Origin of the sequence: Flavobacterium shii, assembly GCF_025847235.1 — a bacterium.
In the GTDB taxonomy this organism is placed as follows: domain Bacteria; phylum Bacteroidota; class Bacteroidia; order Flavobacteriales; family Flavobacteriaceae; genus Flavobacterium; species Flavobacterium shii.
Map to the genome: position 1 here is coordinate 1 of NZ_JAOZEW010000004.1, position 25,218 is coordinate 25,218.

The following is a 25,218-nucleotide window of genomic DNA, read 5'->3' on the forward strand; positions in this document are numbered from 1 at the left end:
AGTTTTACGCAAGGTGCGCAAAGTTTCCTTCTCACATCCTTCATTATCAAAATTTTATTCAAAGTGTAAAGCTTCTATAGGATCTAGTTTGGAAGCTTTTAATGCCGGATAATAACCAAAAAAGATTCCTGTAATTGCACACACAAGAAATGAAAGAATAACCGATGATTCGGAAATTAATGTTGGCCAATGCAAAAAATATTGTATCAACTCCGATGCTATAATTCCCAGAACAATCCCTATTAATCCTCCTGTTAAACTAATTAATATTGCTTCGACCAGAAATTGCAGTAAAATATCTCTACCATTAGCCCCGATAGACATACGTAAGCCTATTTCCTTAGTTCGCTCCGTAACCGAAACATACATGATATTCATAATTCCGATTCCACCAATCAATAATGAAATCCCCGAAATTGCAGTTAGTAATACCGTTAATAACTGACTGGTAGAACTAAATGTATTGATTAATTCTGCTTGAGTACGTACCGTAAAATCATCCTCATCTTTAGGTTTCAATCGATGTGCTGTACGCATAATTGTCTCTATTTCTGCAGTTGCCAACTCTGTCTCACTCGCATTGGCTGTAGATGCATAGATGTTTTGCAGATAGATTGAGTTTGTTATCCTTTTTTGCACTGTAGTAAATGGAGAAATAATTATATCGTCCTGATCTTGTCCAAACGCATTTTCTCCTTTGGATTCCAGTACGCCTATAACTCTAAAAGGGATTTTATTAAACCTAATTATTTGTCCTATTGGATTTACCCCGTACGGAAAAATATTATCTACTACTGTCTGTCCGATTAGGCAAACTTTATTTGCAGTATGTGTATCCGATTCTCTAAAGGCAATTCCTTCTTTTAATGGCCAATCTCTAATTTTTAAGTAATCAAGACTTACGCCCTGCATGGTCGTAGGCCAGTTAAGTGATCCATTAATTGCCTGTCCCTTGCTCGATACAGCGGGAGAAATAGCATTTAAGTGTATTGATTCTTTTTTTAACGCATCTACATCACTAAGAGTTAGAGTTTGTACATTAGAAAAATCTAACCGAGCTCCAGCAGCAATATTACTGTTTGGGCGAATCGTAATCATATTCGATCCCATACTTGCCAATTGATCCTGAATACTTTTCTTAGAACCTTGTCCTATTGCTACCATGGCAATAACAGATGCTACCCCAATAATAATCCCCAACATTGTTAGTAATGCCCGAAGTTTATTACGACGTAAAGCCTTTAAAGCTATTAGAAAAAGATTAGCTATTTTCATATTTATAATCTTCATCCACATGAAAATCTGCAAGCATTTGTTTGGCAGATTTTATGTTTTGGTTATTAAAATCTTTAATGATTCTTCCGTCCCGAAGCGTAATTGTTCTATTACTAAAAGCTGCTATATCGGGCTCATGCGTCACAAAAATTATTGTTTTTCCTTGTTGATTTAATTCCTGAATCAATGCCATGATTTCATACGAAGTTCTGGAATCAAGGTTACCCGTAGCTTCATCGGCAAGAATCATAACAGGATCATTTACTAATGCTCTTGCAATTGCTACACGTTGTTGCTGCCCTCCCGAAAGCTGATTTGGGAGGTGATCCATACGATCGGCTAGTTTTACAGCTTCTAAGGCATGAATTGCTTTTTCGCGTCTTTCCTTTGTTGTAATTTTAGAATTATACAATAAAGGAAGTTCTACGTTTTCTATTGCCGAGGTACGTGCCAATAAATTATAGGATTGAAATACAAAACCAATCTTGCTGTTTCTCAACGCTGCCAATTCATTTTTGGACAGTGTTTTTACATTAACCTGATCCAATAAATAATTTCCATTTGATGGTTTATCCAAGCATCCCAAAATATTAAGCAACGTCGTTTTTCCTGAACCACTACTTCCCATAATAGTTAAGAACTCACCTTCCATTACATCAAAAGAAATTCCCTTTAAGGCTCTTACGGTTTCAGATCCCATCGTAAATTCTCTTGTCAACTCTTGTATTTCCAGAATCTTTTTTCCCATCACGATATATTTTGCGTTCTAAATACTATTACTTTTTTCCTGATCCTGAAGTACCACCACCGCCTCGTTTTGGTATAAACGGACTTGAATCTGCTGTTTTAGAACTTTTAGCTTGTTTTAATGTATTGATTCCAGTAATAATTTCATCCTGTTCGGTTAATCCTTTAACTACCTGCACATTAATATCATCATCCAATCCTATTCTTATATGCTTTGGTATCAATGAATCTCCTACCCTTTTCCAAACTATAGCTTTCTTATGATCAACGGTATCTTGTGTAGGTTTAGACAGTTTGTTGCCTCCGCTTTTACTCTTATTACCGTAACCTCCCTTGTTACTTCCTTTATTGTTTCCCAAGAACACTTTCCTAATTTTAAATTGTTTGCTTAATGTCGAATCAGGTTGAAATGCTATTGCTTTTGCCGAAATGAGCAAAGTGTTTTTTATTTCCTTGGTGTAAATAATAATATTTGCCGTCATTCCTGGCTTTAATTTTAAATCATCATTTGGTGCAGCGATAATTGTAGTATAGGTAACCACATTTGCAGAGATAGTAGGTTCTAATCGTACTTCTAGCACCTTTCCCTTAAACACGTCATCTGGAAAAGCATCAACAGTAAAAGTGGCACTCTCGCCAGCTTTTATGTTTCCTACATCGGCTTCATCAACTGATGCCTGAACTTGCATTTTCGTAAGATCTTTGGCAATACTAAAGAGCGTAGGAGTATTTAAACTTGCAGCCACAGTTTGTCCCTCACTAACTTTTCTCGTTAAAACAGTACCATTGATAGGCGAGAAAATATTAGTAAACGAAAGGCTTTTTTGTACCGAGCTTAATTGTGCAGCAACACTTTTTACATTGTCTCTTGCAACTTCATACTGGTTTTTTGCAGTTTCAAAATCGGCTCTACTAATCCCGCCAGCCTTATACAACTCCGTTTGTCGGTTAAAATTAGATTGCTGATAACTAAAATTGCTTTTCGCCAATTGCAAATTTGCTGTCATTTGCTGTACCTGTGCAAGAAATAGTGATTGATCTATTTGAGCCAATAAATCTCCTTTTTTTACTACCGAATTAAAATCAACAAGTACCTTTTGGATCGTACCAGATACTTGTGTACCCACAGCGACTGTATCTACGGGTTGAATTTTTCCAGTTGCAGTTACACTGGTCGCAATATCTCCATAATGCGGATTTTCGGTAATTAATTCTACTGCATTACCCTCATTATGAAAAATATAATATGCTATGCCTCCTATAAGTAATAGCCCAATGATGATGATGGTTATTAATTTATTTTTTTTCATTTTGCTCTTTTTATAGTTTGATTGGATCTCCTTTAAAGAAATCGTATATTTTTAAACTCACTACAGAATTATATTTCGATTGTATAAAATTTTGAAATGCCTGAATATATAAGTTCTTTTCCAAGAGATAATCTACCGTACTAATTCCGCCTAACCTAAGCTGTTCATTCGCAATGCGGTAATTCTCGGTGTTGGCATCCAATTGTTCCTGAGCAGCTGTAAACTGAGATTGAGCGCTTAGAACATTTATATAAGCTTGTTCTACTTTTTGAGAAAGTAACGTCTCGGTATTGAGTAAATCTAGTTTAGATTGATCAACAGCAATTTTTGATTTTTCAACACTGGTTTTTGCTATTCGGTTGTTAAATATCGGGATTGATAAAGACAGCCCTAAAGCCTGATAAAAATTATTATCTATTTGTTTTGGGACTGGAGTACTTTGATTATCCGAATATCCCGAAGCCAGAGTTCCGCTAGCATTAAGTGTAGGTAAAAAACCTGCTTTGGATTTTAATAATTGTAAATCGGCGGCATCTTTTTCTAATTGGCTACTTTTAATTTCCGGTCTTTGTTCCAATGCTATTTTCTGAGCTTCTTCCAACTCTACTATTGGTAAAGTGGTAACCAGTGTTTCCGGTTTCTGAACTTTTAAATTATATCCTGAAGGCAGTTGTAGTAATTGCTTTAATGTTAATATATTCTGGCGCTCATTATTCTGGGAAGCAATTAAATTATAGTTATCTGTTGCTACCTGAGCTTTTAATAAAACATAATCTTTTTTGGCAATACTTCCTGCATTGTATTGTAAATCACCTAATTTAAGTTGTGCTTTTGATGTTTCCAAAAGTTCATTTAGGTAGACGTTATTTTCTTTTGCCAACAGAATTGCTAAGTACGATTGAGTAATCAGGATTGTAACATCATTCTCGGCTGCTTGAGCATTAAATTGTGCCGACTCTGTTAGCATTTTTTTCTGTTTTATATCATTATTCAGATATCCTCCATTGTATAAAACCATAGATGATCCTAGTGAATAATTTCCAGCATAACTAGACTGACTCTGGAATCCCCCAACTAATACATCTGTATTCTTGGCATGTGTATACGATTGTGAAGCATTACCCAAAAGATTAGGGTATTTTGCCGCTTTGGACAATAGTAAATCCTGCTCTGTAGATTTGGTCGTTAATCGTAATGTATTAATTTGAATGTTTTGTTGCTTGGAGTAAGCAATACATTGTTCCAGATTCCATACTGCTGGTAATTGATTTGGTTCAGGAGTTTGTGCATAAATATGCCCAGAATGAATAATCACAATTACCATTAGAGTATTTATCATAAATGACCTCATACATGTATTTAATTTAAATTAAGAAAAATAAATTGTAACCTGAGTCTTAGATAATAAAAATTTGCTTTAAGCGTATTATGGATTTAACCAAAAAGGGGGATTTTGTAAATTATTAACGTTATACAAAACGAATAATCATATCAAATATAATAATAATTTTAACACTTTTACAGAACTAAAACCATGCAATCTTGCTTTAATTCAGTGGAATACTTAATAACTGCATATTCATATTGATTGTAAGACTATTTAAAGCCATAAAGGTTTATTTAATAAATATTTTTTTTTGAAACATTCCCTTAAATAGTCTTACATAATATATAATTAAACTGCAGCTATCTAGCGATGTTTTCTATGTTTCTTTAGCATTACCTGATAAAACTTATGTTTCATAATTTCGGCAGATAAAATATAGATTGTAATCAATATAAACATCCATACATAAAGCATGAAAGGCAATTTGACAAAATCAAACCATGTCGATAACGGTGTAAATGGCAATACTAGCACAAATAACACTATTATTGCTGTTGCGATACATAAATATTTCCCTGGCAAACTCTTAAAAAATGGCAAGCGGGTTCGTACTACAAGTACAATTAATGTTGCCGATATTACAGATTCTATAAACCATGCTGTTTGAAATTCCTTTTCTTTGGCGTGAAAAATAAACAATAGCACTCCAAACATTAAAAAATCGAATACGGAGCTTAACAACCCAAAAACAATCATGAATTTTCTAATGAAAGAAATATCCCAACGCTGTGGTGATTGTATATTAAGATCGTCTACCCTATCTGTGGCAATTGCCATTTCGGGAAAATCGGTTAAAAGATTTGTCAATAAAATCTGTTTAGGCAATAAAGGCAAAAAGGGAAGAAATAACGAAGCTCCCGCCATACTAAACATATTACCAAAATTGGCACTTGTTGCCATAAAAATATATTTCATGGTATTGGTAAATGTTTTGCGTCCTTCTACAACACCATTTGTCAAAACATCCAAATCCTGACTTAGTAATACAATATCTGCAGCTTCTTTTGCAACATCTACAGCAGTATCTACAGAGATACCCACATCTGCAGTGTGTAATGCCGGTGCATCATTTATACCATCTCCCATAAATCCTACTACATTCCCACCACTTTTTAATATTGCAATAATGCGCTCTTTTTGATTCGGCTCTACTTCTGCAAAAATATCAGTATGTATTGCCTGATTCATAAGTGCTGCTTTGGTCATTTTTTGCAATTGAGCACCAGTGAGTATTTTAGGATCTTTAATTCCTACCTGCAATGCTAAGCTTTTTGCTACAAGCGCATTATCACCAGTAATAATTTTAAGTTGTACGCCTAATGTATTAAGCTTATTAATTATTGCTTCGACACCTGGTTTTGGAGGATCGAATAAAGTAATAAAACCTAAAAAAACCATATTCTTCTCATCATCACGCGTAAAATCGCCAGACCCAGTAACAGGTGTATAGGCAACTCCTAAAGTTCTAAAACCTGCTTCACTTAATTCTTCATACTGTTTTAATATCGCTGCTTTTGAAGCCGATATATCCGTCAATTTTCCTTCCGAAATTTCTGCCTGACTACATATAGATAATATAGAATTTAAAGCTCCTTTGGTAATCGCCAATTTTAAATTTCCTTCTTTTACGATAATTGTCAAACGTTTACGAATAAAATCATAAGGAATCTCAGACTCAACCGAAAAAGTATTTTTGGAACCATCATAAGAGGAACAAATAGCGACGTCGATAGGATTACGAAATCCTTGTTGCATTGATGCATTTAACCAAGCATATTGTAATACCTTATCACTATGATTTCCGTTAATATCCAAAGTGTCTTTTAAATTTACTTTCCCCTCTGTAATTGTACCCGTTTTATCCGAACATAGAATATTCATACTTCCTATATTCTCAATAGATGAAAGACGTTTTACAATAACCTGTAGTTTAGCCATTCTTTTGGCTCCCGTAGAAAGGTTTACACTAATAATAGCGGGAAGTAATTGTGGGGTTAATCCAACTGCGAGTGCGAGTGAGAATAAGAAAGAATCCAAAACTGGTTTATGCAAAAATACATTTACACCAAAAATGATGATTACCAGAATAAGCGTAACTTCCATTAATAAATAACCAAATTTACGGATACCTGTTTCAAAATCTGTTTCTGGTGCTTTTAATTGCAAATTGGTAGATATTTTTCCAAACTCTGTAAGCTTTGCTGTTGCCATTACCAATGCTGTAGCTTTTCCGCTAATAACACTTGCTCCCATAAACAAAGTGTTACTTCTTTTGGAAAGAACTGTATTTGCAGGAAGTGGATCGCCGCTACTCTTTTCTACAGGAAAGGTTTCTCCGGTAAAAGCAGCTTCATCGACAAATAATTCTTTTGAATCTATAATAAGACAATCGCCCGGGATAATATCTCCGGCAGATAATGTTACAATATCACCTGGAACAACATCCTCCACAGCAATTTCTTTTGTAACTCCTTGTCTAATTACACTACATTTTAATCGAACCATCTTTAATAGTTCTTTCACCGCATTTGCAGCGCCTTTTTCCTGCCAAAAGCCAAGAAAACTACTTAGTAATACAATGCAAAGAATAATTAAAGTATCGGAGACGTCTCCTAAACCTGCAGATAATAATGCAGCGATAATAAGTAATAAAGTAATCGGACTTTTAAATTGCGAAATAAACAAAATAAACATCGAAGAATTCGAGTTATTCTTTAAAGTATTAGGACCATATTGTTTTAATCTTTGTGCTACTTCCGAATCACTAAGACCTTTTGGATTTGCTGCTAATTTGCGATAAGCATCATCGACACTTAAGCTCCAAAAACTATTTTCATTCTCAGATTTGTTTTCCATAAAACTTATTATAAATGGTTTACATAAAGGTAGTAAATAATATCTTACTATTTTAAATAATGAAATTTCGTAATCGGATTATTTCTAGATTATCAAATTATTAATGAGAAATAAACATTGATAAAACTTCTATTTTTTACTCTATAATCATCTCAATTATTCATAGAATAAAACCAAGAAATACAACACCTAATAAGCTGACATACCATAAACTACACATAATTTACATGCAGACGTTTATGAAAATTAAATTTTGCTAAAAAAATAAAAACGCAATAAAACAAAGCATCTTTTTTAATACATTTATCAACCTTTAACCAACTTAAACCACATAAAATAAAATGAAATCGAACATTAGCAAACAGCTGGAAAATTTAGAAAAATTTAGAAAAAAATGTAGCTGGAACTACAAATATGCATTAGGAAAATGGGATTTCATGAAATATGAGAAAACCAGATATGAAAAGATTATTGAGTTCATTAAAACTTCCAACATTAAGGAACCAAAAATATTAGATTTAGGATGTGGATATGGAGCACTTAACTCTTATTTAAAAGAATCTGATTATGCTACAATATCAGGTGTTGACTTATCATCTACGGCAATTAACAAAGCCAAAAAGCAAAACTTTATAAACTCTTCTTTTCAGATTGCAGATCTTAATAAATTTGATACCAAGGAGCAATATGATATCGTTATTTTTAATGAAGTACTTTATTATCTGGATGATCAAAAAAATCTAGTCTCAAGATTTGTCAAGAATACCAATAGTGACTATTTGATAATTTCGCTTTTTAAAGATTCAAATGATAATGATATTATAAACGTGTTGTCAAATGAATATGTACTATTACAAAAAGAACTTGTAAAACAATCCACTAAAATTTTCTGGCATATTTATCTCTTCAAAGTAAAACCTGCTCTTCGAGCTGTTTTTTTATTCTTCACTGCAGATGTGACAGACTTAGCTTTATTTATTTAAATTCTCCTTTTTGGTGTTCCTAAATAAACAAGAATTGCTGTCTGAAAAGATAGCAATTCTTATAAATATAGTATTGATTTTCAATCCCACATACAAACAATTCCATTTGTAGTCATCTTAGCAGGAAAATGATTAATTTTGATATAAGCAGTAAATAGAATTGATATTTACCTACAATTACCTTGGTTATTAATAGAATAAAACAATTAAAATTATGTGGCATAAAACCAAAATAACAGAAATTTTAAAAATTAAATATCCTATTCTTCAAGGTCCTATGGGCGGCGGTTTTTCGACAGTAGATTTACTGGCTACTGTTTCTAATATGGGAGGATTAGGCAGTTTTGGGGCTTATACTCTTACTCCACAAGAAATTCTGGAAGCAGGTAAAAACATACAAGCTTCTACCGATAAACCATATAATATCAATTTATGGGTATCCGATGTCGATGAACAATTGAATAATTATTCCACCGAAAGCTTAGCTAAAATTACTAAACTTTTTAAACCTTATTTTGATGAGCTTAATATTCCCATTCCTGAACTAAATATTGATATACCTTCGAAATTTGAACAACAAGTTGAAGTTCTTTTTCAGATAAAACCTGCTGTTTTCAGCTTTATATTTGGGATTCCATCAGAAGACATATTAAAAGAGTGTCGCCATTTAGGCATTAAAACTGTTGGTGGTGCAACAACTCTGGATGAAGCTTTATTTCTCGAAAGTCATGGTGTTGATGCCATTGTTGCCGCAGGTTTTGAAGCAGGTGGACATCGCCCTTCTTTCCTAAAACCCTCAGAAAATTCATTAACAGGTACATTTGCTCTTGTGCAACAACTAAAAGCCAAAATACAAACACCAATTATAGCTGCTGGTGGTATTGTAGATGCCAAAGGTGTAGCTGCAGCGCTTACCTTGGGTGCAGATGCTGTGCAATTAGGCACTGCTTTCTTAGCATGTGACGAATCTGCTGCAACACCTGAACATAAAAAAACACTATTTTCTGAAACCGCACAATATACTATACTTTCTAAATCCCTTACCGGAAGAATGGGTCGAATGATAACCAATCGCATTGCCGAAGAAATAAAGTTTGAAACCGAAGTATTACCATTTCCTCTTCAAACAAGATTAATGGCATCCCTTAAAACTGCTGCTCTCGCTCAAGGCAAAACAGAACTAGTTAATTTTTGGTCCGGACAAAATGCAGTTAACCTAAAACATACTAGTGCAAAAGAATTAATGCTTTCTTTAATAAATGAGACTAACAAAATATTGAAATATTAAAACATTGTCTTAAACGTAGACTATACAGATATTAAAACATAAAGCCCAACTCTAAAATTAGAATTGGGCTTTTATTGTTTCTTGAATTATCTTAAATTAATTCCATCCGCCACCAAGTGCACGATACAAATTTACAACGGCATGTAATTTCTGACTTTGATCCTCAATTCCTCTCAATTGTGCGTTTAGTAAGTTTTGCTCGGCTGTTAATACATCGGTATAATTAGTCGTCGAATTGTTTAATAATTCTTTATTAAAGTCTACTGCTTTGAATAAAGCTTCTAGTTGTTTTTTCCTTTTTCCTTCTTTTAATGCAGCGTTATCATATTTAGACAATGCATTCGAAACTTCCTCACTTGCCTTTAACATTGAAAGCTCAAAATTGTAAAGGGCTTCTTTTTGCAAAGACAATGCCGTTGCTAATCTTGCTTTATTAATGCCTTTATTAAAAATTGGTTGCGTAAGACCTCCGGCTATATTACCAAAAAGTCCACCATTTGTAAACCAATCTTTTAATCCAAAGCTAGAAAAACCTGCTGCTCCACTAATTGTTAAAGCCGGATAAAAATAAGCTCTTGCTACATTACTTTCTTCAAATGCAGTTCTAAAATTATATTCGGCTTGTTGCACGTCAGGTCTGTTTGCCAAAAGTTGCATCGAAACTCCAATTTTCAAATCATAAGTAAGCTTTTGTTGCTCTAGGGAACTACGTTCTATTTTAGTTGGAGATTTTGCCAGAAGCACACACAAAGCATGCTCCGTTTCGGTTATCTTTTGTTCGATGTCCGGAATCGCCAATTCTGCTTCGTAAAAGTTAGCTTCACTCTGCACAACCGCTACTCCATTAATAATAGAATTTTCGAAAAGAGCCTTAATTGTTTCCGCATCGGTTTCTCTATTTTTAGCAGTCTTTTTAAGTACTTTTAATTGTTCATCGAGTATGAGTAATTCATAATACGAATTGGCAATATTAGCAATTAGTTGGGTCTGAATCGCGCGTTTAGCAGCATCCGTAGCCAATAAATTAGCAATAGCCCCTTTTTTAGCGCTTTTTAATTTCCCCCAAACATCTACTTCCCATCCGGCAGTAATACCCAAATCATATTGTGTCGATTGGTCAAAAAGCCCAAACCCTTGCGGGAAAGCCAATCTCGATTCTTTTACAGATAAATTCCCATTTACTGAAGGCAAAAAAGCAGCCTTGCTTAATTTTAGATTTGCCGTTGATTGATTGATTCGTTCTATCGCAATCTTTAAATCCAGATTAGCCCCCAATCCGTCGGAAATAAGTTTTTGCAAAGTAGCATCTGTAAATAGCTCCGACCATTTCATCGTTGCCATGTTTGTAGTGTCCTTGTTTTCAGGCTCACGATACGTTACTGTAGTTGCCGGCTTTGTATAGGGTTTCGTGATTTTGCACGAACTCCATATACTGGCAACAATCAGTACAATGACTATTATTTTATAATTGTATTTGTTCATTATTATATGTTTTTTTGTTTTAATCTATAATTTTTAACCGCAAAGGATGCAAAGGTTTACGCAAAGGTCGCAAGGCTATTTAAGCGACATTATGTTGCCTGTTGTATTTCAAATATAGCCCAAGGTTTCAACCTTGGGAAACTTGTGATGATATACATTGAGACAATATTGCGCTCCAATGGTTAAACCCATTGGCTATGTTTTTTCAAAGCTTTGCGAACTTTGCGTTTTTATAAAATCATTCATTTAAAAAACTTTGCGCCCTTTGCTGTAAAATATCCACAAAGCTATTCCCTCTGTACCTCTGAACCTTTGAGCCTTTCTTAATCAATCTGCCTCGGCTCATGAACTGGTTCTTTTACTCCTCCTATTTTCTCCTGCAAAGACTGGAAAATGATAAACAGCACCGGAATTACAAAAACGCCGAATAATGTACCAATCAACATTCCGCCAACGGCAGCTGTACCAATAGATCTGTTACTTAACGCACCTGCTCCTGTGGCAATCATCAACGGAATCAATCCGAAGATAAAAGCAAAAGAAGTCATTAAAATAGGTCTCAATCTGGCTCTCGCTCCAAATATAGCCGACTGAACTAGGCTTCTTCCGCTTAAGCGATGCAATAAGGCGAACTCTACAATAAGAATAGCATTTTTGGCCAAAAGACCTATTAACATAATCAGACTTATCTGCAGGAAAATATTATTATCGACCCCAAATAAATTCGCAAATATAAAGGCTCCTGCAAGTCCTATCGGCAATGACAGTAATACTGAAAAGGGCAAGATATAACTCTTGTATTGTGCACTTAATAAGAAGTAAATAAAGATTAGACAAAGTCCGAAAATTAATGTTGTTTGGCTTCCGCTAGAAAGTTCTTCTTTGGTTAAACCAGAAAACTGATATGTATATCCTCTATCTAATGTTTGTGCAGCCACTTCTTCAATTGCTTTTATCGCATCGCCTGAGCTGTAGCCCGAATTTGGCGCTCCCGTAACTGTTGTTGATGTGAATAAATTAAAACGGTTTATGAATTCCGGACCGTACGTTTTTTTCAAGGTTACAAACTCCGAAATTGGTGCCATTGCTCCTTTATCAGTTCTAACAAAAACTTTATTAATGTCACTTTCTTTCGCTCTGTAATCAGGATGCGATTGTAACATTACTCTATATTGTTTTCCGAATTTATTAATATCCGAAGCATAGATTCCGCCAAAATAACCTTGAAGCGTATTAAGAACAGTATTTACAGATACTCCCGCATCTTTACACTTAGCCACATTTACATTGACTTCCATTTCGGGGAAACCGATATTAAACGGACTTGTGGCATACATAATCTCTGGTCGCTGATTAATTGCTGCCATAAACTTCCCGATGTTCTTATCAAAATTCTGATAACTTCCTCCCGTTTTATCTTGCAGTTGCACTTCGAATCCGTTGCTATTTCCAAATCCTTGTAACGTTGGTGCAGCAAAGAAAATAATACTCGCTCCTTTTATGTGTGAAGTTTTTACAAACAACTGACTCACAATTGAATTAACATCCTGAGTTTTACCTTTCCTTTCACTCCACGGTCTAAGTCTAATAAATATTGCGCCATAAGAACCTCCATGTCCGTGAATTAAATCCATCCCCGAAAGTGTAGAAGAAAGTTCTATTTCGGGAATACTTCTGGCAATGCTGTCTATTTCTTTTGTAATTTCCTCGGTACGTTCCAATGTAGAAGAAGGTGGCAAAACCACATTCCCAAAAATAGCGCCACCATCATCATTGGGTACAAAACCTGTTGGTGTATTTTTAATCAACACATAAAACACCATTCCAAAAATTGCAATTCCGGCTAAGGATATCCATTTTCTACGAATTAGAAAGCGAACTGCATTAATGTATTTATTTGTAACAGTATCAAAAGCTACATTAAAACTTGCATAAAATCTTGGCAAGAAACCTTTAGGATGATTTGATTTTTCTGGGTCGTGTGGTTTTAATAAAAGAGCACAAAGTGCAGGACTTAAAGTCAATGCATTAATTGCCGAAATTAAGATGGCTACAGCCAATGTTAAACCAAATTGTTTGTAAAATACACCAGCCGAACCTGTGATAAATGTAACAGGAATAAATACTGCCGACATAATTAAGGTAATAGATATAATCGCACCGCTAATCTCACTCATGGCATGAATGGTCGCTTTTTTTGCCGATTTTGCCCCTTGATCTAGTTTTGCATGAACTGCTTCGACAACAACAATCGCATCATCTACGACAATACCAATGGCTAAAACCAAAGCAAAAAGTGTCAATAAATTAATCGTGAATCCAAATAACTTTAAGAAAAAAAAGGTACCAATAATCGATACAGGAACTGCAATCGCAGGTATTAGTGTTGACCTAAAATCTTGCAAAAAGATAAACACCACAATAAAAACCAAAATAAAAGCTTCGATAATCGTATAGATTACCTTTTCGATTGAAGCATCCAGAAAGTCATTGGCATTTAAAAACGTATGATATTCTAATCCCGGAGGGAAATCTTTGGATGCTTTTTTTAATATGGCCTCACAAGCAATAATTAATTCTCTTGCATTCGATCCCGAAATCTGACTTATTGCTCCTCCCGAAGATACTTTTCCTTGTGTAATCAATGAAGTGGTATAATCTAAAGCACCAAATTCAATCTCGGCTACATCTTTTAAACGCAATAAACTCCCTTGTTTGCCACTTCTTAAAACAATGTTTTCAAACTCTGCCGGATTTTCTAATCTTCCTGTAAACTTCAAAGCATATTGTATGGATTCTTTACTGTTTTCTCCAATTTTCCCTGGAGCAGCTTCGATATTTTGTTCTTGTAATGCTTTAATAATATCGTCTGGAACCAAGCCTTGATTTGCCATCGCATCTGGTTTTAACCAAATACGCATAGAATATTCCTGACTGGTGTAAATTTCGGTTCCTCCTACTCCTTCAACACGTTTCATCTCGGGCATGATATTTATTCTCAAATAATTATCAAGGAATTTTTCGTCATATTTTCCGTCTTTACTATATAATAAGAAACTAAAGGCGGTACTACTTAACTGCTTACTCGTTGTAATACCCGATTTAATAACCTCATTTGGCAATAAACTAGTGGCCTTGGTAACTCTATTTTGGACATTTACCGCTGCCATATCGGGATTTGTTCCCTGCTTAAAGAATATGGTTATCGACGCACTACCATTACTACTGGCGGTAGAGGTCATATAGCTCATATTCTCAACTCCGTTTATTTGTTCCTCCAGCGGAACAATCACACTTTTCATAACTACATCGGCACCAGCCCCTTGGTATAAAGCGTTTACAACAACTGTAGGTGGTGCAATTTCGGGGTATTGTGACACGGGCAAGGAAGCTAATCCCAGCAATCCTAAAATCACTATTATGATCGATATTACAGTGGATAATACCGGATTTTCTATAAATTTTCTGAACATATCTTTTTATTTTTTTGATGTAGAAATTATTGGTGCGATTTTCACACCATCCTTTAAATTTCCTATTCCATCTGTAACAATAGTATCTCCTGATTTTACTCCTTCGGTTACAACATACTCTTTCTCGGTTGCTGTATTTCTTACTTTTATCTCGGTATTATGTACTATATTTTGCGCATCTACTGTAAAGACAAAAAGGCGTCCCTGTAATTCAAATACGGTCTTTTTGGGAACCAAAATCGCTTCTTCAAATTGTGTTGGAATAACAATCGTGGCGCTTGCTCCGCTCCATAATTTACCATCTGGATTTGGAAAAACGGCTTTAAAATTAGCCGAACCTGTACTTGCATTCAATACACCACTTAAAGTTTGAATTTTTCCTTTTAATGGATAGGTTTCACCATCGGCGGTTACTAATGAAACTTCCGGCATATTCTTGAATTTATCCTTTAATTGATTGCCTGAATATTGACTCAAAAAAGAATTTAATTGTTGCTGACTCAATGAGAAATAAGCAAATATATGTTTGGTATTGGCAACCGTAGTTAAAGGATCTGGTACCGAACTGCTCACTAAACTTCCTATTTTATACGGCAAGCTTCCTACTACTCCATTTATCGGGCTTACAATATTGGTAAAAGCAAGCTTCGATTTAGCGGCAGATAAATCGGCATTTGCCTGACTTAATTCGGCTCTTTTTACTCTTTCTATATTCTTGGCGGATGTTAATTCATAATTGTTTATAATCTTTTTTTCTGCCAATGCTGCTGTTCTTTTTGTTTGAATAACGGCTGTTTCCAGACTTGCTTCGGCTGTCAGAACTGCTGCTTTCTTGTTGTTTACTTCTTGTAAATAACTATTGGCGTCTATTTTAAATAAAGATTGTCCTTTGGCCACGACCGAACCTTCTTCTACAAAAACCTGCTCAATATATCCATCTACTTTGGAGCGTATTTCTACTGTTTGTTCTCCTTCTAATGTTGTTGGATATTCTACCGAAACATCTGCTTTTTGTACCTTTAGCATAAGCGTAGGATATGCTGTCGGGCTTTCTGCTTGTGCTGTGTCTTTGGTATTACATGAAATTATCAAAAGTGTTCCTATAAACAGGATTGCTATTATTTTTTTCATTATATCGTTTATTTTCTTTTGTAAATCATTAAAGGAGAACCTGCTTCTCCCCACATTAAGGTTTGTACATATTTTATTAATTGGCTTGTAGCCAATACTAGAATTTCTTCGGGAATAGATGAATTCGCTTTAAGCACTACTTTTTGATTGATAAAAGCCGAAAATTCTATTTTTCTTATTCTCTCCATCCATAAAACTCCTTCATGATTTCCTGTTGTTGAATACGCTACTATGGAGGTATGTGGAGCTAGTAATGAACTGATTAATACGTAAGCCCAAAGCGGAACTATGGCATCATTGGAACAATTGATTACTACTTCTTTTCCTTCAAATTGTGTCCAATCGATATTGGCCATTTCTAGTCGGAATGTTTTTTCTTGCAACATAAAATCTTCTATAAGAAATGGTACTATATCAAATACTATAAAATCATTTTCGATGGGTTTATACGACCGTAAATCGAAGGTTTGTATACCTGAAGCATCTATTTTATTTATTATTTCCATATCATGATTATTAAAAAATTGGGTTATTTATTGTGTTTTAATTTTTGAGTTTTGCTAATTTTTGGACATAGGTATCCCCCGCCCAACTTTAGATATTATTCTAGCTTGTTGAGTACGTTGTAAAACCGCTTTAATTTGAATTAAAGGTTTTTGAGATTTCTAAAATCTATCGTGGAGGATATGTTCTATTTGTAGATTTTCATTAACACATTCCAGTAAGGAACTATATATACTGGTAAATCAATCATATCATATGAACTAATGGGTGGTGAATGTAATTCTAATAACATAATCTATAGTATTGCATTAATAAATCCTGTAACTCTCAATGTTGATTGTAATTAGGGTAATAATATCTTCCAATCAGCTTTGATAAGTTATGCAAAATTAATAATTTTGCATAATAAAACAACTAAATACTTGTTTTATTAATTTATGACTACAAATAAGATTTTAATGTTGCTCAAAATGCGAGGTCCACTTACGGCTCTCGAGATTGCGCATGAACTAAAGATAACAAAGGAAGGCGTTAGACAACAACTACTTAAACTTGTTGAAGAAGATTTTATTCATCCTCAAGAAGAGTCTAAAGGTGTGGGTAGACCGCAAAAAACTTTTAGCCTTACGGCGAATGGAAGTTCGAAGTTTCCTGATACGCATGCCGAATTAACACTAAAGCTGATTAATATTATAAATGCAATGGGTGGAGATACTATGCAAGCGGTTATTGATGTATATGAAGAATCTGGAAAAAAGAAGTATCATGAAGAAATTGATACTATTAATGATTTGGAACAAAAAATAGAAAAACTTGTCGAAATAAGAACAAGAGAAGGTTATATGGCGGAATACGCTAAGAATGATGAGGGGTATCTTTTTGTCGAAAATCACTGTCCTATTTGTGCTGCTGCAACAATTTGTCAAGGTTTTTGTTCTTCCGAATTAAATACATTCCGCTCCGTATTGGGGAAAGATGTTATCATAAATCGTGTGAGTCATATTGTTTCCGGCGAAAGAAGATGTGCGTATCAGATTAGTGTTTAGTAACGGTTTCAGTATTCAGTGGTAGTTTTTACTGGTAGCTTCAAGAATATAGTATTTACTCTCAATAAAAAATCTATTTAATTATCTTAATCTGAGGTAGGAAAAGTTTTCAGTTTCAATGACAGTCTCAGTTTCTTAGAACCTTAGCACCTCAGTATCTTTAAAACTCATAATCAATTGTTTTGCATTTCGATTTTTTACTACATTTATATGTTATTTTCTATTATAATCACTTGATAAAATTTAAATGAGAATTACCCAAAACCCGAATTACATTAAATCGTCAAATTTACTTTTTCTATCGGCATGTATTGGTTTCATTAATCTCCTACTTTCACCAGATGTGCTTTCATCAAGATCGGCAATAATAACTAGTGTGATTATTATTCTATTCATTCTAGTATTCGGATTACTTGTGAGGTTTGAAATCTCGTGGGTTAAATTTCTTTTATTGTCTTCGATTCTTATCGGTTTTAATTCCCTACCACAATTTATAAAAGAAGAGTTCAGCTATCACCCTATTAATGCTATTACTCTCATATTACAATCTATAGCTCAATTCTATGCTACTTTTTTATTGTTTTTTACCAAGAAATTAGATTGGTGGTCATAATATTATAAATGAAACTTTTGGATTCGTAAATCCATAAAAAACCTCGAAAATATGCGAGGTTTTTATGAATTTCAGGTATATTATAAATGCAGATTATGAATTAGCGCTATCTATCGCAAAAAAATTTTGGCCGCAACTACACAAGATTTAATTATGTAATATGTTATATAACCTTGCAGTAATAAAAACATTCCGCCAAACAAAAAAAGCAACCAGTATTTTTTAATTGATAAATAATCTTCATAAAACAGACTAATATTCAAGCTGATTAAGTAAATACAAGTAAGGAGGAAAAGAATGGTGTATCATTAAATCCTTGCTGTCATTAGGGAATTTTTCATAATAAATCTTATCATTGGGATTGGGATAAAGAACAATCGTGTTCCCTGTACGCACATAATTATTGCTATTATAAAATGATGGAGGTACAAACTCAGGCAGGAGTTTTTTTACTCTTTTGCCCATTTCTTTCCCTAGTAACCTTTGATATGTATTAACGGTCTTTTGGGATGGACTGGTTAATTTTCCATATACCATGTTTAAAAACATTCTTTTAAACAAAGGTTGATTCTTTATTGTTTCTTCTACCAACGGAATTGGACTTACTCTTGGTAAATCCTCTGGTGTCTCTACCGAAAAAGGAGTTTGAGGAACCCAATCTACAGCGCTTACAACGTTAAACGCCCAACCATTTTGCGTTTTACGCTCATAATCATAAGCGAAGTATAAATTTCCGGGTTTAGGAGCTGCACTACAATAGGTTTTAAAACGAATATCGGCTGGAAGGACTCCTTTGCTTTGTAAATTATAAAAATGAGCCGTAAGTAAATAACTTATTCCCCCACCCTGACTATGTCCCATGATTATAAAATTCTTAATTCCAGCCTTATAACAAGAATCAATCTTAGGAAGCATATCTCTGGAAATAAATGCTGTGCTTAAAAGATACCCCGTGTGAACTGCAGCATTTTTATCTGAAGATAATTCGTATTGAAAAATATCTGAGTTAGTGATTTTTAATTCCCCTTTCGCTGGCGTCATCGCAGCATAAAGATTAGCGAGCCAGCTTTCGCCTTTTTCGGTAGTTCCTCTTGTACATAATACTGCCGTATTCCCATCTTTTAGCCATAATTCCCATTGGTTATCCAATCCCATTGGTTTACTTTTATATACTAGTCTTGAATGTTCCGGTAGCGGAATAGATTTTGCCTTCTCTGGGGATTCCGTTGATCTTGTAGCTATATAAATTAGCTCTCTATACTCTGCTTTATCAAATCCAGGTTTTAAATTTTGTGCCTTACTTTGTGAAAAAGTAAGTAAAACATAGAAAAAAATTACGACCGATTTTAAAATTCTCATAAGTATAAAGTGTTAATTAATAATATTATCTGTTTGCAATTATAATATATATACAAAATAAAAATTTACCTTTAACTATCTGATAATTATTTATTTTAATCATTTAACTTAAACATATAGTTTACGTAAATAAACTTTCTTTTTTATATCAATATAAGCTACTTCTCTATCGTATCTTATCAAATTTGCAAATTTATCTTACAATAAATGTAGTCATTATTTTAAGTCTGAGTATGACCGTCGAATAGAATTAATTTAGAAATAATAATCAGCTACATTAAAATCCATTTTTAACATAAAACAAATAGTTTAATCATTGGGCAACTAGATTTAAATTAACCATAAACTGGATTGAAATAATTTCGTAGTTTTGAATAACATATCCAATACACTCCCAATATGTTATCTTCAAAAATGCAGCATCTGGAATTTGAACCTTCACCGACTCTACAGAATAGCATTAAATGTTTTTGGTATACCAAAAGAGATTTTGGCGAACAAGAATCAAGTTTTGAAGTTGTACCTGATGGTTATGCCGAAATTATTTTTCTTTTCGGAAGTACCTGCAGCATTTCTTTTAACGGAGATTTACAACCTTTGCCCTCACCATTTATAATGGGACTACTCAATCAGCCTGTTATTTTAAGTGCCAAAAACTGTTTAGAAATCATTGGTATCAGATGCTTTCCTTGGACAGTATTCGATTTACTCGGACTTCCCTCTGGAAAAGATGAAGTGCACGTATTTCAGCATCCTATCGCTCAACTTCAATCCACGTTGGGTGCGTATATTCATGCAGGCAAAATAGATGATGCAATCACTTACGTAAAAGAATATTTCCTAAATCCGGAATCACCTATTACGATTGATAATAAGTTATCCAAAGCAGGAGTTGCCATGAGGGAAACAAATGGTACTATGCCAGTAAACCAAGTAGCCGCAGCGGCTCATGCAACCGTTCGCACCTTAGAAAGAAATTTTAAGCAATCTTCTGGCTATAGCGTTAAAGATGTATCTGGATTAATGCGCTTCGAGCAGGTACGAAACCACTTATGGCTTTATCCCAATTCCAGTATTGCAAGCCTAGCTCATGAACTGGGTTATACAGATCAATCCCACCTAAGCAGAGAATTTAAACGCTACAGCGGGACTACCCCGGCAGCTTTTGCTCGAAAGGCAAAAAAACAAAATCGAACCAACGATTTTGTCGTATTTATACAAGCCTAGCGCAGCAATATTCCTGAATTTTGTATTTCATTATTAAACAATGCAAAATTATGTTACTTAAAAATAAAAAAATAGCAATCGTAGGTGCAGGACCTGTTGGTCTCACAATGGCAAAATTACTTCAACAAAACGGAATAGATGTAACTGTTTATGAAAGGGACAAAGATTCACAAACAAGGATTTCTGGCGGTACGCTAGACCTACATAAAGGTACAGGACAAGAAGCCATGAAAAAGACAGGATTACTGGAGCGTTATTATGCTATGGCTACACCAATGGGAAGAACTGTTGCCAACGAGCAAGGTAAAGTGGTATTCTCTAAAAAACCTACTACCGAAGACCAGTATAATAACCCCGAGATAAACCGAAACGATTTAAGACAACTATTACTTGACAGCTTAACTACAGATACTGTAGTTTGGGATAGAAAATTTACTAATCTTGAAGAAATCAATGGGAAATGGCTTTTACAATTTGAAAATGGAATAAACGAAACTGCAGATTTTGTTATTGGTGCCAATGGCGGAATGTCTAAAGCAAGAAAGTATATTACAGATGCAGAAATAGAATATACTGGAACTCTTATTATACAAGGTGATGTATTGGAGCCGAAAATATCATGTAATGAGTTCTTCCAATTGTGCAACGATAACATACTAATGATTGCCGCAGAAGGCAACTCACTAGTGGCAAACCCCAAGAATGGTAATATATTGAGCTACAATGTAATTTTTAAAATGCCGGAAGAATTCCAAGCAGGAGATAAAACGGAATTAAACTTTAAGGATAAAGACAGTATTATCACGTTTCTTTCAAATAAATACTCCCATTGGCATGAATGCTACAAGCAATTGTTCCTGTCAACATCCTCTTTTATAATATGGCCAACGAGAAAAATTCCAATGGATAAACCTTGGAAAAACAACCGCCCCTTACCTATAACACTCATTGGAGATGCTGCACATATAATGCCTCCTTTTGCTGGTCAGGGTGCAAATATCGGACTATTGGACGCATTAATTTTATCCGAGAATCTCACTAATGGAGAATTTGAAACCATCGAAGCTGCTATAAACGATTACGAACAAAAAATGATTGTTTACGCAACAGAAGCACAACTTGAAACAGGTCAAAACGAAATACTAATGCATAAACCAACATTTGCATTCGAAAAATTTTATCTGTAAATTATCTAATCTTTCCGTAATTAAAAAATGATTATGAATAATGGAAATAGCTTGATTTTTATTAGAATTTACAAATTCAGGTTATCAAGTAAAATTTGGTATTTTCTTCCTACAGGTAAAATCTCGCCATTAGTCATAGTCAATGTTTTTGAAGTTAGCGTTTTAATTTCTTCTATATTTACGATAAATGAGCGATGTACCTGAATAAAGTTTGTACTAACAATTTCTGTAGCAATACTAGAAAGTGAGCCATATATTACAATAGGCATATCTAATTTATTGCTATAGACTTTCATATAATTTCCTAAACTTTCTATATAAATGATATCTTTTAAAAGTAACTCTGTCATTCGCCCGTTTACACGATAAGACAATACTTTTTCTTTGGTATTATTTTCTTTTTTTAAGGTTTTGCCTAGAAAATATGCCTTAGCTTTTAGAATTGCTTTTTCAAATTTCTCAATAGAAATTGGCTTAAGTAAATAGTCAATCGCATCGTTTTCATAGGCTGAAAGCGCAAAATCCGAATAAGCTGTTGTTACAATAGTTACCGGACGATTGGGCTGTAATTCCATAAGCTCTACTCCTGATATAACCGGCATATTAATATCAAGAAAAATAATGTCATACGTATTTTCATTGAGCATTTTAAGTGCTTCCCTCCCACTAAATGCACTTGCGGAATGTTCTAAATCATCAAATTTTGCAATATGAGAGGCCAAAGCTTTATGTGCTGGCGTCTCATCATCTATTATAAGGCAGCGGTAGGTAAATCCCATATGTTTAATTTTACGCTAAATAAATCATCCTTTTTATGATATACAAGTTCATGTTTTAATCCATAAACCTCAAGACGTCTTTTAAGATTATCAATCCCGATTCCTGTACTTAAAAGTCGGGAACCAGAGGCTAAAAAATTATTCTTTATCGAAAAAGACAAATTTTGCCCCTTTACAATTACATCCAAAATAACAAAAGGTGCTATTGTTTCTCCAGAAAATTTAATGGCATTTTCTACCAATGGCAAGAAAAACAATGGTGATATCTCAATCCCTTCAAAATCGCCTTCGTAATTTTGAGTAATCGAAAGTCGTTCATTTCTAAAGGTATAATACTCCACATACTTTTTAATAAACTCAACTTCCTCAATAAGTAACACAAAATCTTTCTTTGTTGCTTCTATTTGATACCGAAGCATATCCGAAAGATTTAATATTCTATCCGGAAGCCTTTCTGGCGCAACTAGCGATTCTCCATAAAGATTATTCATTGCATTAAGCAAAAAATGTGGGTTCAATTGCTGTTTAAGAAAAGAAAGTTCCGATTCGTAATTAATAATATCCTTACTGCTCTGAGAAATTTTATCGACAATCCATAAATGCAGAAAATAAATTCCTGTACCATTACAAACCAATGAAAATACAGATAATGTTTTAAGTCTGCCTAAATCTGTATATAAAAAATACCAGGATACAAAAAAATAAAAACAAACCCAATAGATAATAAAAAAAACCGTAAAGGCTTTATACTTCTTCTGAAAAAAGAACATCTTAATCAAAAAGATATTACTACATAATACGCCAAAATACATCGGTATATAACCCAAGCATATTTTCTTAAAAAGATAAGACCAACCTAGTTTCTCTCCATCAAACTCATCATACACACATGCAAAAATAATTCCTATAACAAGAACATTTATGATAAGGTTTCTAAGAAAAAAATTTTGATAAATTTTAAAAAATTTCATGAATGCAAAATTAGCTTAATATTTAATTTATAAGCTTTTATAATGCTAAAATTATACAAACGCCATTGGTATAAATCATACGCCATTAATATAATTGTTCTATTATAATAGGACGCTACCAATTACATTTGCTTTCGTTTTTTATCTGGTCTGTAACATGGCTTTAATACTTTTCATACCAAGAACTCATGAAATTACAAATTTTACTTTTCTTACTTCTGTTAAGTGCGTTTACTTGTTTTTCGCAGGAAAAAGGAACACCGATAAACACTTTTGGTAAAATAGTTACCGATAAATTCCCAAGCACGCGTACATTCGATTTACAGTATGAACAATTAGGACCTGCAAATTATAGTTCTAAACTCTTTGGCGAAGACCTGGAAAGAGGAAGATTTGAAAACCATAACAGATTAAAACTTGCAGTCAACCTACCTATTTACAAGTCTCAATCGCAACGATTTGCCTTAACAGGTTCATTTCGCTATAAATATGAATCTTTTGGATTTGGTCCTATTTATGATGCAAATGAAAATTTAACACCTCCAAGACCTACCCAAGATTTTCATTATCTCGCAGCAGCAGTAACTGCAACATATATAACGACGCTTTTTAATAAACCAGTCATTTATAATGCAACAGTTAGTGTAGATGGGAATCAGGAAAATGTACAGCGCATAAAAGGCTTTGGTACAGCTAGTTTAGTACTAAAGAGAACGGCTAATACGACTATAACTATTGGACTTTTGGGAATGATCGATCCTTCGTCAATAGTTCCTATTGCGCCTTTATTTACTTATAACCATCGTTTTCAAGATTCTAAATGGGATATTGATGTGATTATTCCAAAAAGTATTCTTTTAAGGAGAGAATTACTTGAAAATGGTCGTATTTCGATTGGGACAGAACTCTTTACCGAAAATTTTTACTTAAATCTAAAAACGTCACAATTAAACGGAATCTACGAACTAAATTCTCTTTCGTTACAATCTGGAGTAACCTATGAATATCGCTTGGATAAAAAAATAATAAGCACTTTTAAAGCAGGTATAAACAATGTTGTAAGTACACGTATTACCGAAAGAGGAGAAAGAACAGATAAATACATTTATGATAATAAACAAGATGCCCAAGCCTATTTTAGATTTGGAATATCTTATAATCCTTTCTAGAGAAATAAAAATTATCCATTTTCATTATTCTAAAACTGATAATGGACCAATAAAAAAAATCATGATTGAAATTTTTAAAACCAATGTTCAAAACCAAATCGACACCAATATTATTATAAAGAATGTTTTAGAATATTTCCCTGATCATAAAGTTAATTTTGATTTGGAAGATTGTGATAAAATACTCCGAATCGAAGCCAATGAAATTGAACCCGGTAAAATCATAGAACTAGTTAATACTCTAAGTTTTGATTGTATTAAACTAGATTAGAGAGTAGATAAAAAATAAAGAACCGCCTAAAAATTAGGCGGTTCTTTTATATAAACCAAGGAACGAAAGCTTAGCGAACTTTTCGGTTAATTCTATGCCACAGATTTAAAAGGATTGCAAAAAGTCAGCCACGAATTGCACTAATTTTTACTAATTTTTA

General features: G+C 33.8%; 20 protein-coding genes. 7 read left to right on the forward strand and 13 right to left on the reverse strand.

Going from position 1 to position 25,218, the window contains the following annotated elements; all coding sequences use genetic code 11:
- Nucleotides 1-54: 54 nt before the first annotated feature.
- The 5 genes from OIU83_RS05175 to mgtA form a co-directional block, all read right to left on the reverse strand.
- Nucleotides 55-1,275, reverse strand: coding sequence for an ABC transporter permease (locus OIU83_RS05175; RefSeq protein ID WP_264205205.1), 1,221 nt, complete (start codon nucleotides 1,273-1,275; stop codon nucleotides 55-57).
- Nucleotides 1,262-2,023 carry an ABC transporter ATP-binding protein gene (locus OIU83_RS05180; protein WP_264205206.1) on the reverse strand — a complete coding sequence of 254 codons (762 nt, stop codon included), beginning with the start codon at nucleotides 2,021-2,023 and terminating at the stop codon, nucleotides 1,262-1,264. Before OIU83_RS05180 ends, OIU83_RS05175 begins: the two co-directional genes overlap by 14 nt.
- A gap of 28 nt (nucleotides 2,024-2,051) precedes the next feature.
- Nucleotides 2,052-3,332, reverse strand: coding sequence for an efflux RND transporter periplasmic adaptor subunit (locus OIU83_RS05185; RefSeq protein WP_264205207.1), 1,281 nt, complete (start codon nucleotides 3,330-3,332; stop codon nucleotides 2,052-2,054).
- Between the two features lie 10 nt (nucleotides 3,333-3,342).
- Nucleotides 3,343-4,671 (reverse strand): TolC family protein, encoded by a 1,329-nt coding sequence (locus OIU83_RS05190; RefSeq protein WP_264205208.1) that lies wholly within the window; start codon nucleotides 4,669-4,671, stop codon nucleotides 3,343-3,345.
- 351 nt (nucleotides 4,672-5,022) lie between these two features.
- Nucleotides 5,023-7,575 carry a magnesium-translocating P-type ATPase gene (gene mgtA / locus OIU83_RS05195; RefSeq protein WP_264205209.1) on the reverse strand — a complete coding sequence of 851 codons (2,553 nt, stop codon included), beginning with the start codon at nucleotides 7,573-7,575 and terminating at the stop codon, nucleotides 5,023-5,025.
- Between the two features lie 341 nt (nucleotides 7,576-7,916).
- On the opposite strand from mgtA, the gene OIU83_RS05200 reads away from it, so the two are divergent.
- A complete protein-coding gene (locus OIU83_RS05200) occupies nucleotides 7,917-8,558 on the forward strand; it encodes a class I SAM-dependent methyltransferase (RefSeq protein WP_264205210.1) in 642 nt (213 codons plus the stop codon).
- A 214-nt stretch (nucleotides 8,559-8,772) separates the two neighbouring features.
- Nucleotides 8,773-9,846 (forward strand): NAD(P)H-dependent flavin oxidoreductase, encoded by a 1,074-nt coding sequence (locus OIU83_RS05205; protein WP_264205211.1) that lies wholly within the window; start codon nucleotides 8,773-8,775, stop codon nucleotides 9,844-9,846.
- Nucleotides 9,847-9,942: 96 nt separating this feature from the next.
- On the opposite strand, the gene OIU83_RS05210 is transcribed toward OIU83_RS05205, so the two are convergent.
- The 4 genes from OIU83_RS05210 to OIU83_RS05225 form a co-directional block, all read right to left on the reverse strand.
- Nucleotides 9,943-11,328: an efflux transporter outer membrane subunit gene (locus OIU83_RS05210; protein WP_264205212.1), complete on the reverse strand. Its 1,386-nt coding sequence runs from the start codon at nucleotides 11,326-11,328 to the stop codon at nucleotides 9,943-9,945.
- Nucleotides 11,329-11,651: 323 nt separating this feature from the next.
- A complete protein-coding gene (locus OIU83_RS05215) occupies nucleotides 11,652-14,801 on the reverse strand; it encodes an efflux RND transporter permease subunit (protein ID WP_264205213.1) in 3,150 nt (1,049 codons plus the stop codon).
- A 6-nt stretch (nucleotides 14,802-14,807) separates the two neighbouring features.
- Nucleotides 14,808-15,932: an efflux RND transporter periplasmic adaptor subunit gene (locus OIU83_RS05220; protein ID WP_264205214.1), complete on the reverse strand. Its 1,125-nt coding sequence runs from the start codon at nucleotides 15,930-15,932 to the stop codon at nucleotides 14,808-14,810.
- An 8-nt stretch (nucleotides 15,933-15,940) separates the two neighbouring features.
- Nucleotides 15,941-16,438 carry a DUF2480 family protein gene (locus OIU83_RS05225; RefSeq protein ID WP_264205215.1) on the reverse strand — a complete coding sequence of 166 codons (498 nt, stop codon included), beginning with the start codon at nucleotides 16,436-16,438 and terminating at the stop codon, nucleotides 15,941-15,943.
- A 468-nt stretch (nucleotides 16,439-16,906) separates the two neighbouring features.
- On the opposite strand from OIU83_RS05225, the gene OIU83_RS05230 reads away from it, so the two are divergent.
- The gene (locus OIU83_RS05230) at nucleotides 16,907-17,482 is read left to right on the forward strand and encodes a helix-turn-helix transcriptional regulator (RefSeq protein ID WP_264205216.1); all 576 of its coding nucleotides are present in this window, start codon (nucleotides 16,907-16,909) and stop codon (nucleotides 17,480-17,482) included.
- Nucleotides 17,483-17,752: 270 nt separating this feature from the next.
- Here OIU83_RS05230 and OIU83_RS05235 read toward each other — a convergent pair whose 3' ends face one another.
- Both OIU83_RS05235 and OIU83_RS05240 read right to left on the reverse strand, forming a co-directional pair.
- Nucleotides 17,753-17,878 (reverse strand): hypothetical protein, encoded by a 126-nt coding sequence (locus tag OIU83_RS05235; RefSeq protein WP_264205217.1) that lies wholly within the window; start codon nucleotides 17,876-17,878, stop codon nucleotides 17,753-17,755.
- A 469-nt stretch (nucleotides 17,879-18,347) separates the two neighbouring features.
- Nucleotides 18,348-19,454, reverse strand: coding sequence for a lipase family protein (locus OIU83_RS05240; protein WP_264205218.1), 1,107 nt, complete (start codon nucleotides 19,452-19,454; stop codon nucleotides 18,348-18,350).
- Nucleotides 19,455-19,868: 414 nt separating this feature from the next.
- Here OIU83_RS05240 and OIU83_RS05245 point away from each other — a divergent pair, with 414 nt between their 5' ends.
- Entirely contained in the window at nucleotides 19,869-20,681 is an 813-nt protein-coding gene (locus OIU83_RS05245; protein WP_264205219.1) for a helix-turn-helix domain-containing protein, read from the forward strand.
- A gap of 50 nt (nucleotides 20,682-20,731) precedes the next feature.
- Nucleotides 20,732-21,868 carry an FAD-dependent oxidoreductase gene (locus OIU83_RS05250; protein ID WP_264205220.1) on the forward strand — a complete coding sequence of 379 codons (1,137 nt, stop codon included), beginning with the start codon at nucleotides 20,732-20,734 and terminating at the stop codon, nucleotides 21,866-21,868.
- A gap of 68 nt (nucleotides 21,869-21,936) precedes the next feature.
- On the opposite strand, the gene OIU83_RS05255 is transcribed toward OIU83_RS05250, so the two are convergent.
- Together OIU83_RS05255 and OIU83_RS05260 are read right to left on the reverse strand one after the other, a co-directional pair.
- Nucleotides 21,937-22,647, reverse strand: coding sequence for a LytR/AlgR family response regulator transcription factor (locus tag OIU83_RS05255; RefSeq protein WP_264205221.1), 711 nt, complete (start codon nucleotides 22,645-22,647; stop codon nucleotides 21,937-21,939).
- Entirely contained in the window at nucleotides 22,620-23,618 is a 999-nt protein-coding gene (locus OIU83_RS05260) for a sensor histidine kinase (protein WP_264205222.1), read from the reverse strand. The genes OIU83_RS05255 and OIU83_RS05260 overlap by 28 nt, the downstream gene beginning before the upstream one ends.
- Nucleotides 23,619-23,806: 188 nt before the next feature.
- On the opposite strand from OIU83_RS05260, the gene OIU83_RS05265 reads away from it, so the two are divergent.
- Together OIU83_RS05265 and OIU83_RS05270 are read left to right on the forward strand one after the other, a co-directional pair.
- Complete coding sequence (locus tag OIU83_RS05265; RefSeq protein WP_264205223.1) at nucleotides 23,807-24,787, forward strand: hypothetical protein; 981 nt, start codon at nucleotides 23,807-23,809, stop codon at nucleotides 24,785-24,787.
- Nucleotides 24,788-24,848: 61 nt separating this feature from the next.
- The gene (locus OIU83_RS05270; RefSeq protein ID WP_264205224.1) at nucleotides 24,849-25,058 is read left to right on the forward strand and encodes a hypothetical protein; all 210 of its coding nucleotides are present in this window, start codon (nucleotides 24,849-24,851) and stop codon (nucleotides 25,056-25,058) included.
- Nucleotides 25,059-25,218: the final 160 nt, after the last annotated feature.

Excerpts from the sequence above, each read along its gene's own strand:
- OIU83_RS05265 (WP_264205223.1), top strand. The coding sequence starts at position 23,807 with ATGAAATTACAAATTTTACTTTTCTTACTTCTGTTAAGTGCGTTTACT.
- OIU83_RS05250 (WP_264205220.1), top strand. The coding sequence starts at position 20,732 with ATGTTACTTAAAAATAAAAAAATAGCAATCGTAGGTGCAGGACCTGTT.
- OIU83_RS05185 (WP_264205207.1), bottom strand. The coding sequence starts at position 3,332 with ATGAAAAAAAATAAATTAATAACCATCATCATCATTGGGCTATTACTT.
- OIU83_RS05235 (WP_264205217.1), bottom strand. The coding sequence starts at position 17,878 with ATGAATAGAATAATAATCACACTAGTTATTATTGCCGATCTTGATGAA.
- OIU83_RS05205 (WP_264205211.1), top strand. The coding sequence starts at position 8,773 with ATGTGGCATAAAACCAAAATAACAGAAATTTTAAAAATTAAATATCCT.
- OIU83_RS05210 (WP_264205212.1), bottom strand. The coding sequence starts at position 11,328 with ATGAACAAATACAATTATAAAATAATAGTCATTGTACTGATTGTTGCC.
- OIU83_RS05220 (WP_264205214.1), bottom strand. The coding sequence starts at position 15,932 with ATGAAAAAAATAATAGCAATCCTGTTTATAGGAACACTTTTGATAATT.
- OIU83_RS05190 (WP_264205208.1), bottom strand. The coding sequence starts at position 4,671 with ATGATAAATACTCTAATGGTAATTGTGATTATTCATTCTGGGCATATT.
- OIU83_RS05240 (WP_264205218.1), bottom strand. The coding sequence starts at position 19,454 with ATGAGAATTTTAAAATCGGTCGTAATTTTTTTCTATGTTTTACTTACT.
- OIU83_RS05230 (WP_264205216.1), top strand. The coding sequence starts at position 16,907 with ATGCGAGGTCCACTTACGGCTCTCGAGATTGCGCATGAACTAAAGATA.
- OIU83_RS05200 (WP_264205210.1), top strand. The coding sequence starts at position 7,917 with ATGAAATCGAACATTAGCAAACAGCTGGAAAATTTAGAAAAATTTAGA.
- OIU83_RS05260 (WP_264205222.1), bottom strand. The coding sequence starts at position 23,618 with ATGAAATTTTTTAAAATTTATCAAAATTTTTTTCTTAGAAACCTTATC.
- OIU83_RS05245 (WP_264205219.1), top strand. The coding sequence starts at position 19,869 with ATGCAGCATCTGGAATTTGAACCTTCACCGACTCTACAGAATAGCATT.
- OIU83_RS05180 (WP_264205206.1), bottom strand. The coding sequence starts at position 2,023 with ATGGGAAAAAAGATTCTGGAAATACAAGAGTTGACAAGAGAATTTACG.
- OIU83_RS05225 (WP_264205215.1), bottom strand. The coding sequence starts at position 16,438 with ATGGAAATAATAAATAAAATAGATGCTTCAGGTATACAAACCTTCGAT.
- OIU83_RS05270 (WP_264205224.1), top strand. The coding sequence starts at position 24,849 with ATGATTGAAATTTTTAAAACCAATGTTCAAAACCAAATCGACACCAAT.
- OIU83_RS05255 (WP_264205221.1), bottom strand. The coding sequence starts at position 22,647 with ATGGGATTTACCTACCGCTGCCTTATAATAGATGATGAGACGCCAGCA.
- mgtA (WP_264205209.1), bottom strand. The coding sequence starts at position 7,575 with ATGGAAAACAAATCTGAGAATGAAAATAGTTTTTGGAGCTTAAGTGTC.
- OIU83_RS05215 (WP_264205213.1), bottom strand. The coding sequence starts at position 14,801 with ATGTTCAGAAAATTTATAGAAAATCCGGTATTATCCACTGTAATATCG.
- OIU83_RS05175 (WP_264205205.1), bottom strand. The coding sequence starts at position 1,275 with ATGAAAATAGCTAATCTTTTTCTAATAGCTTTAAAGGCTTTACGTCGT.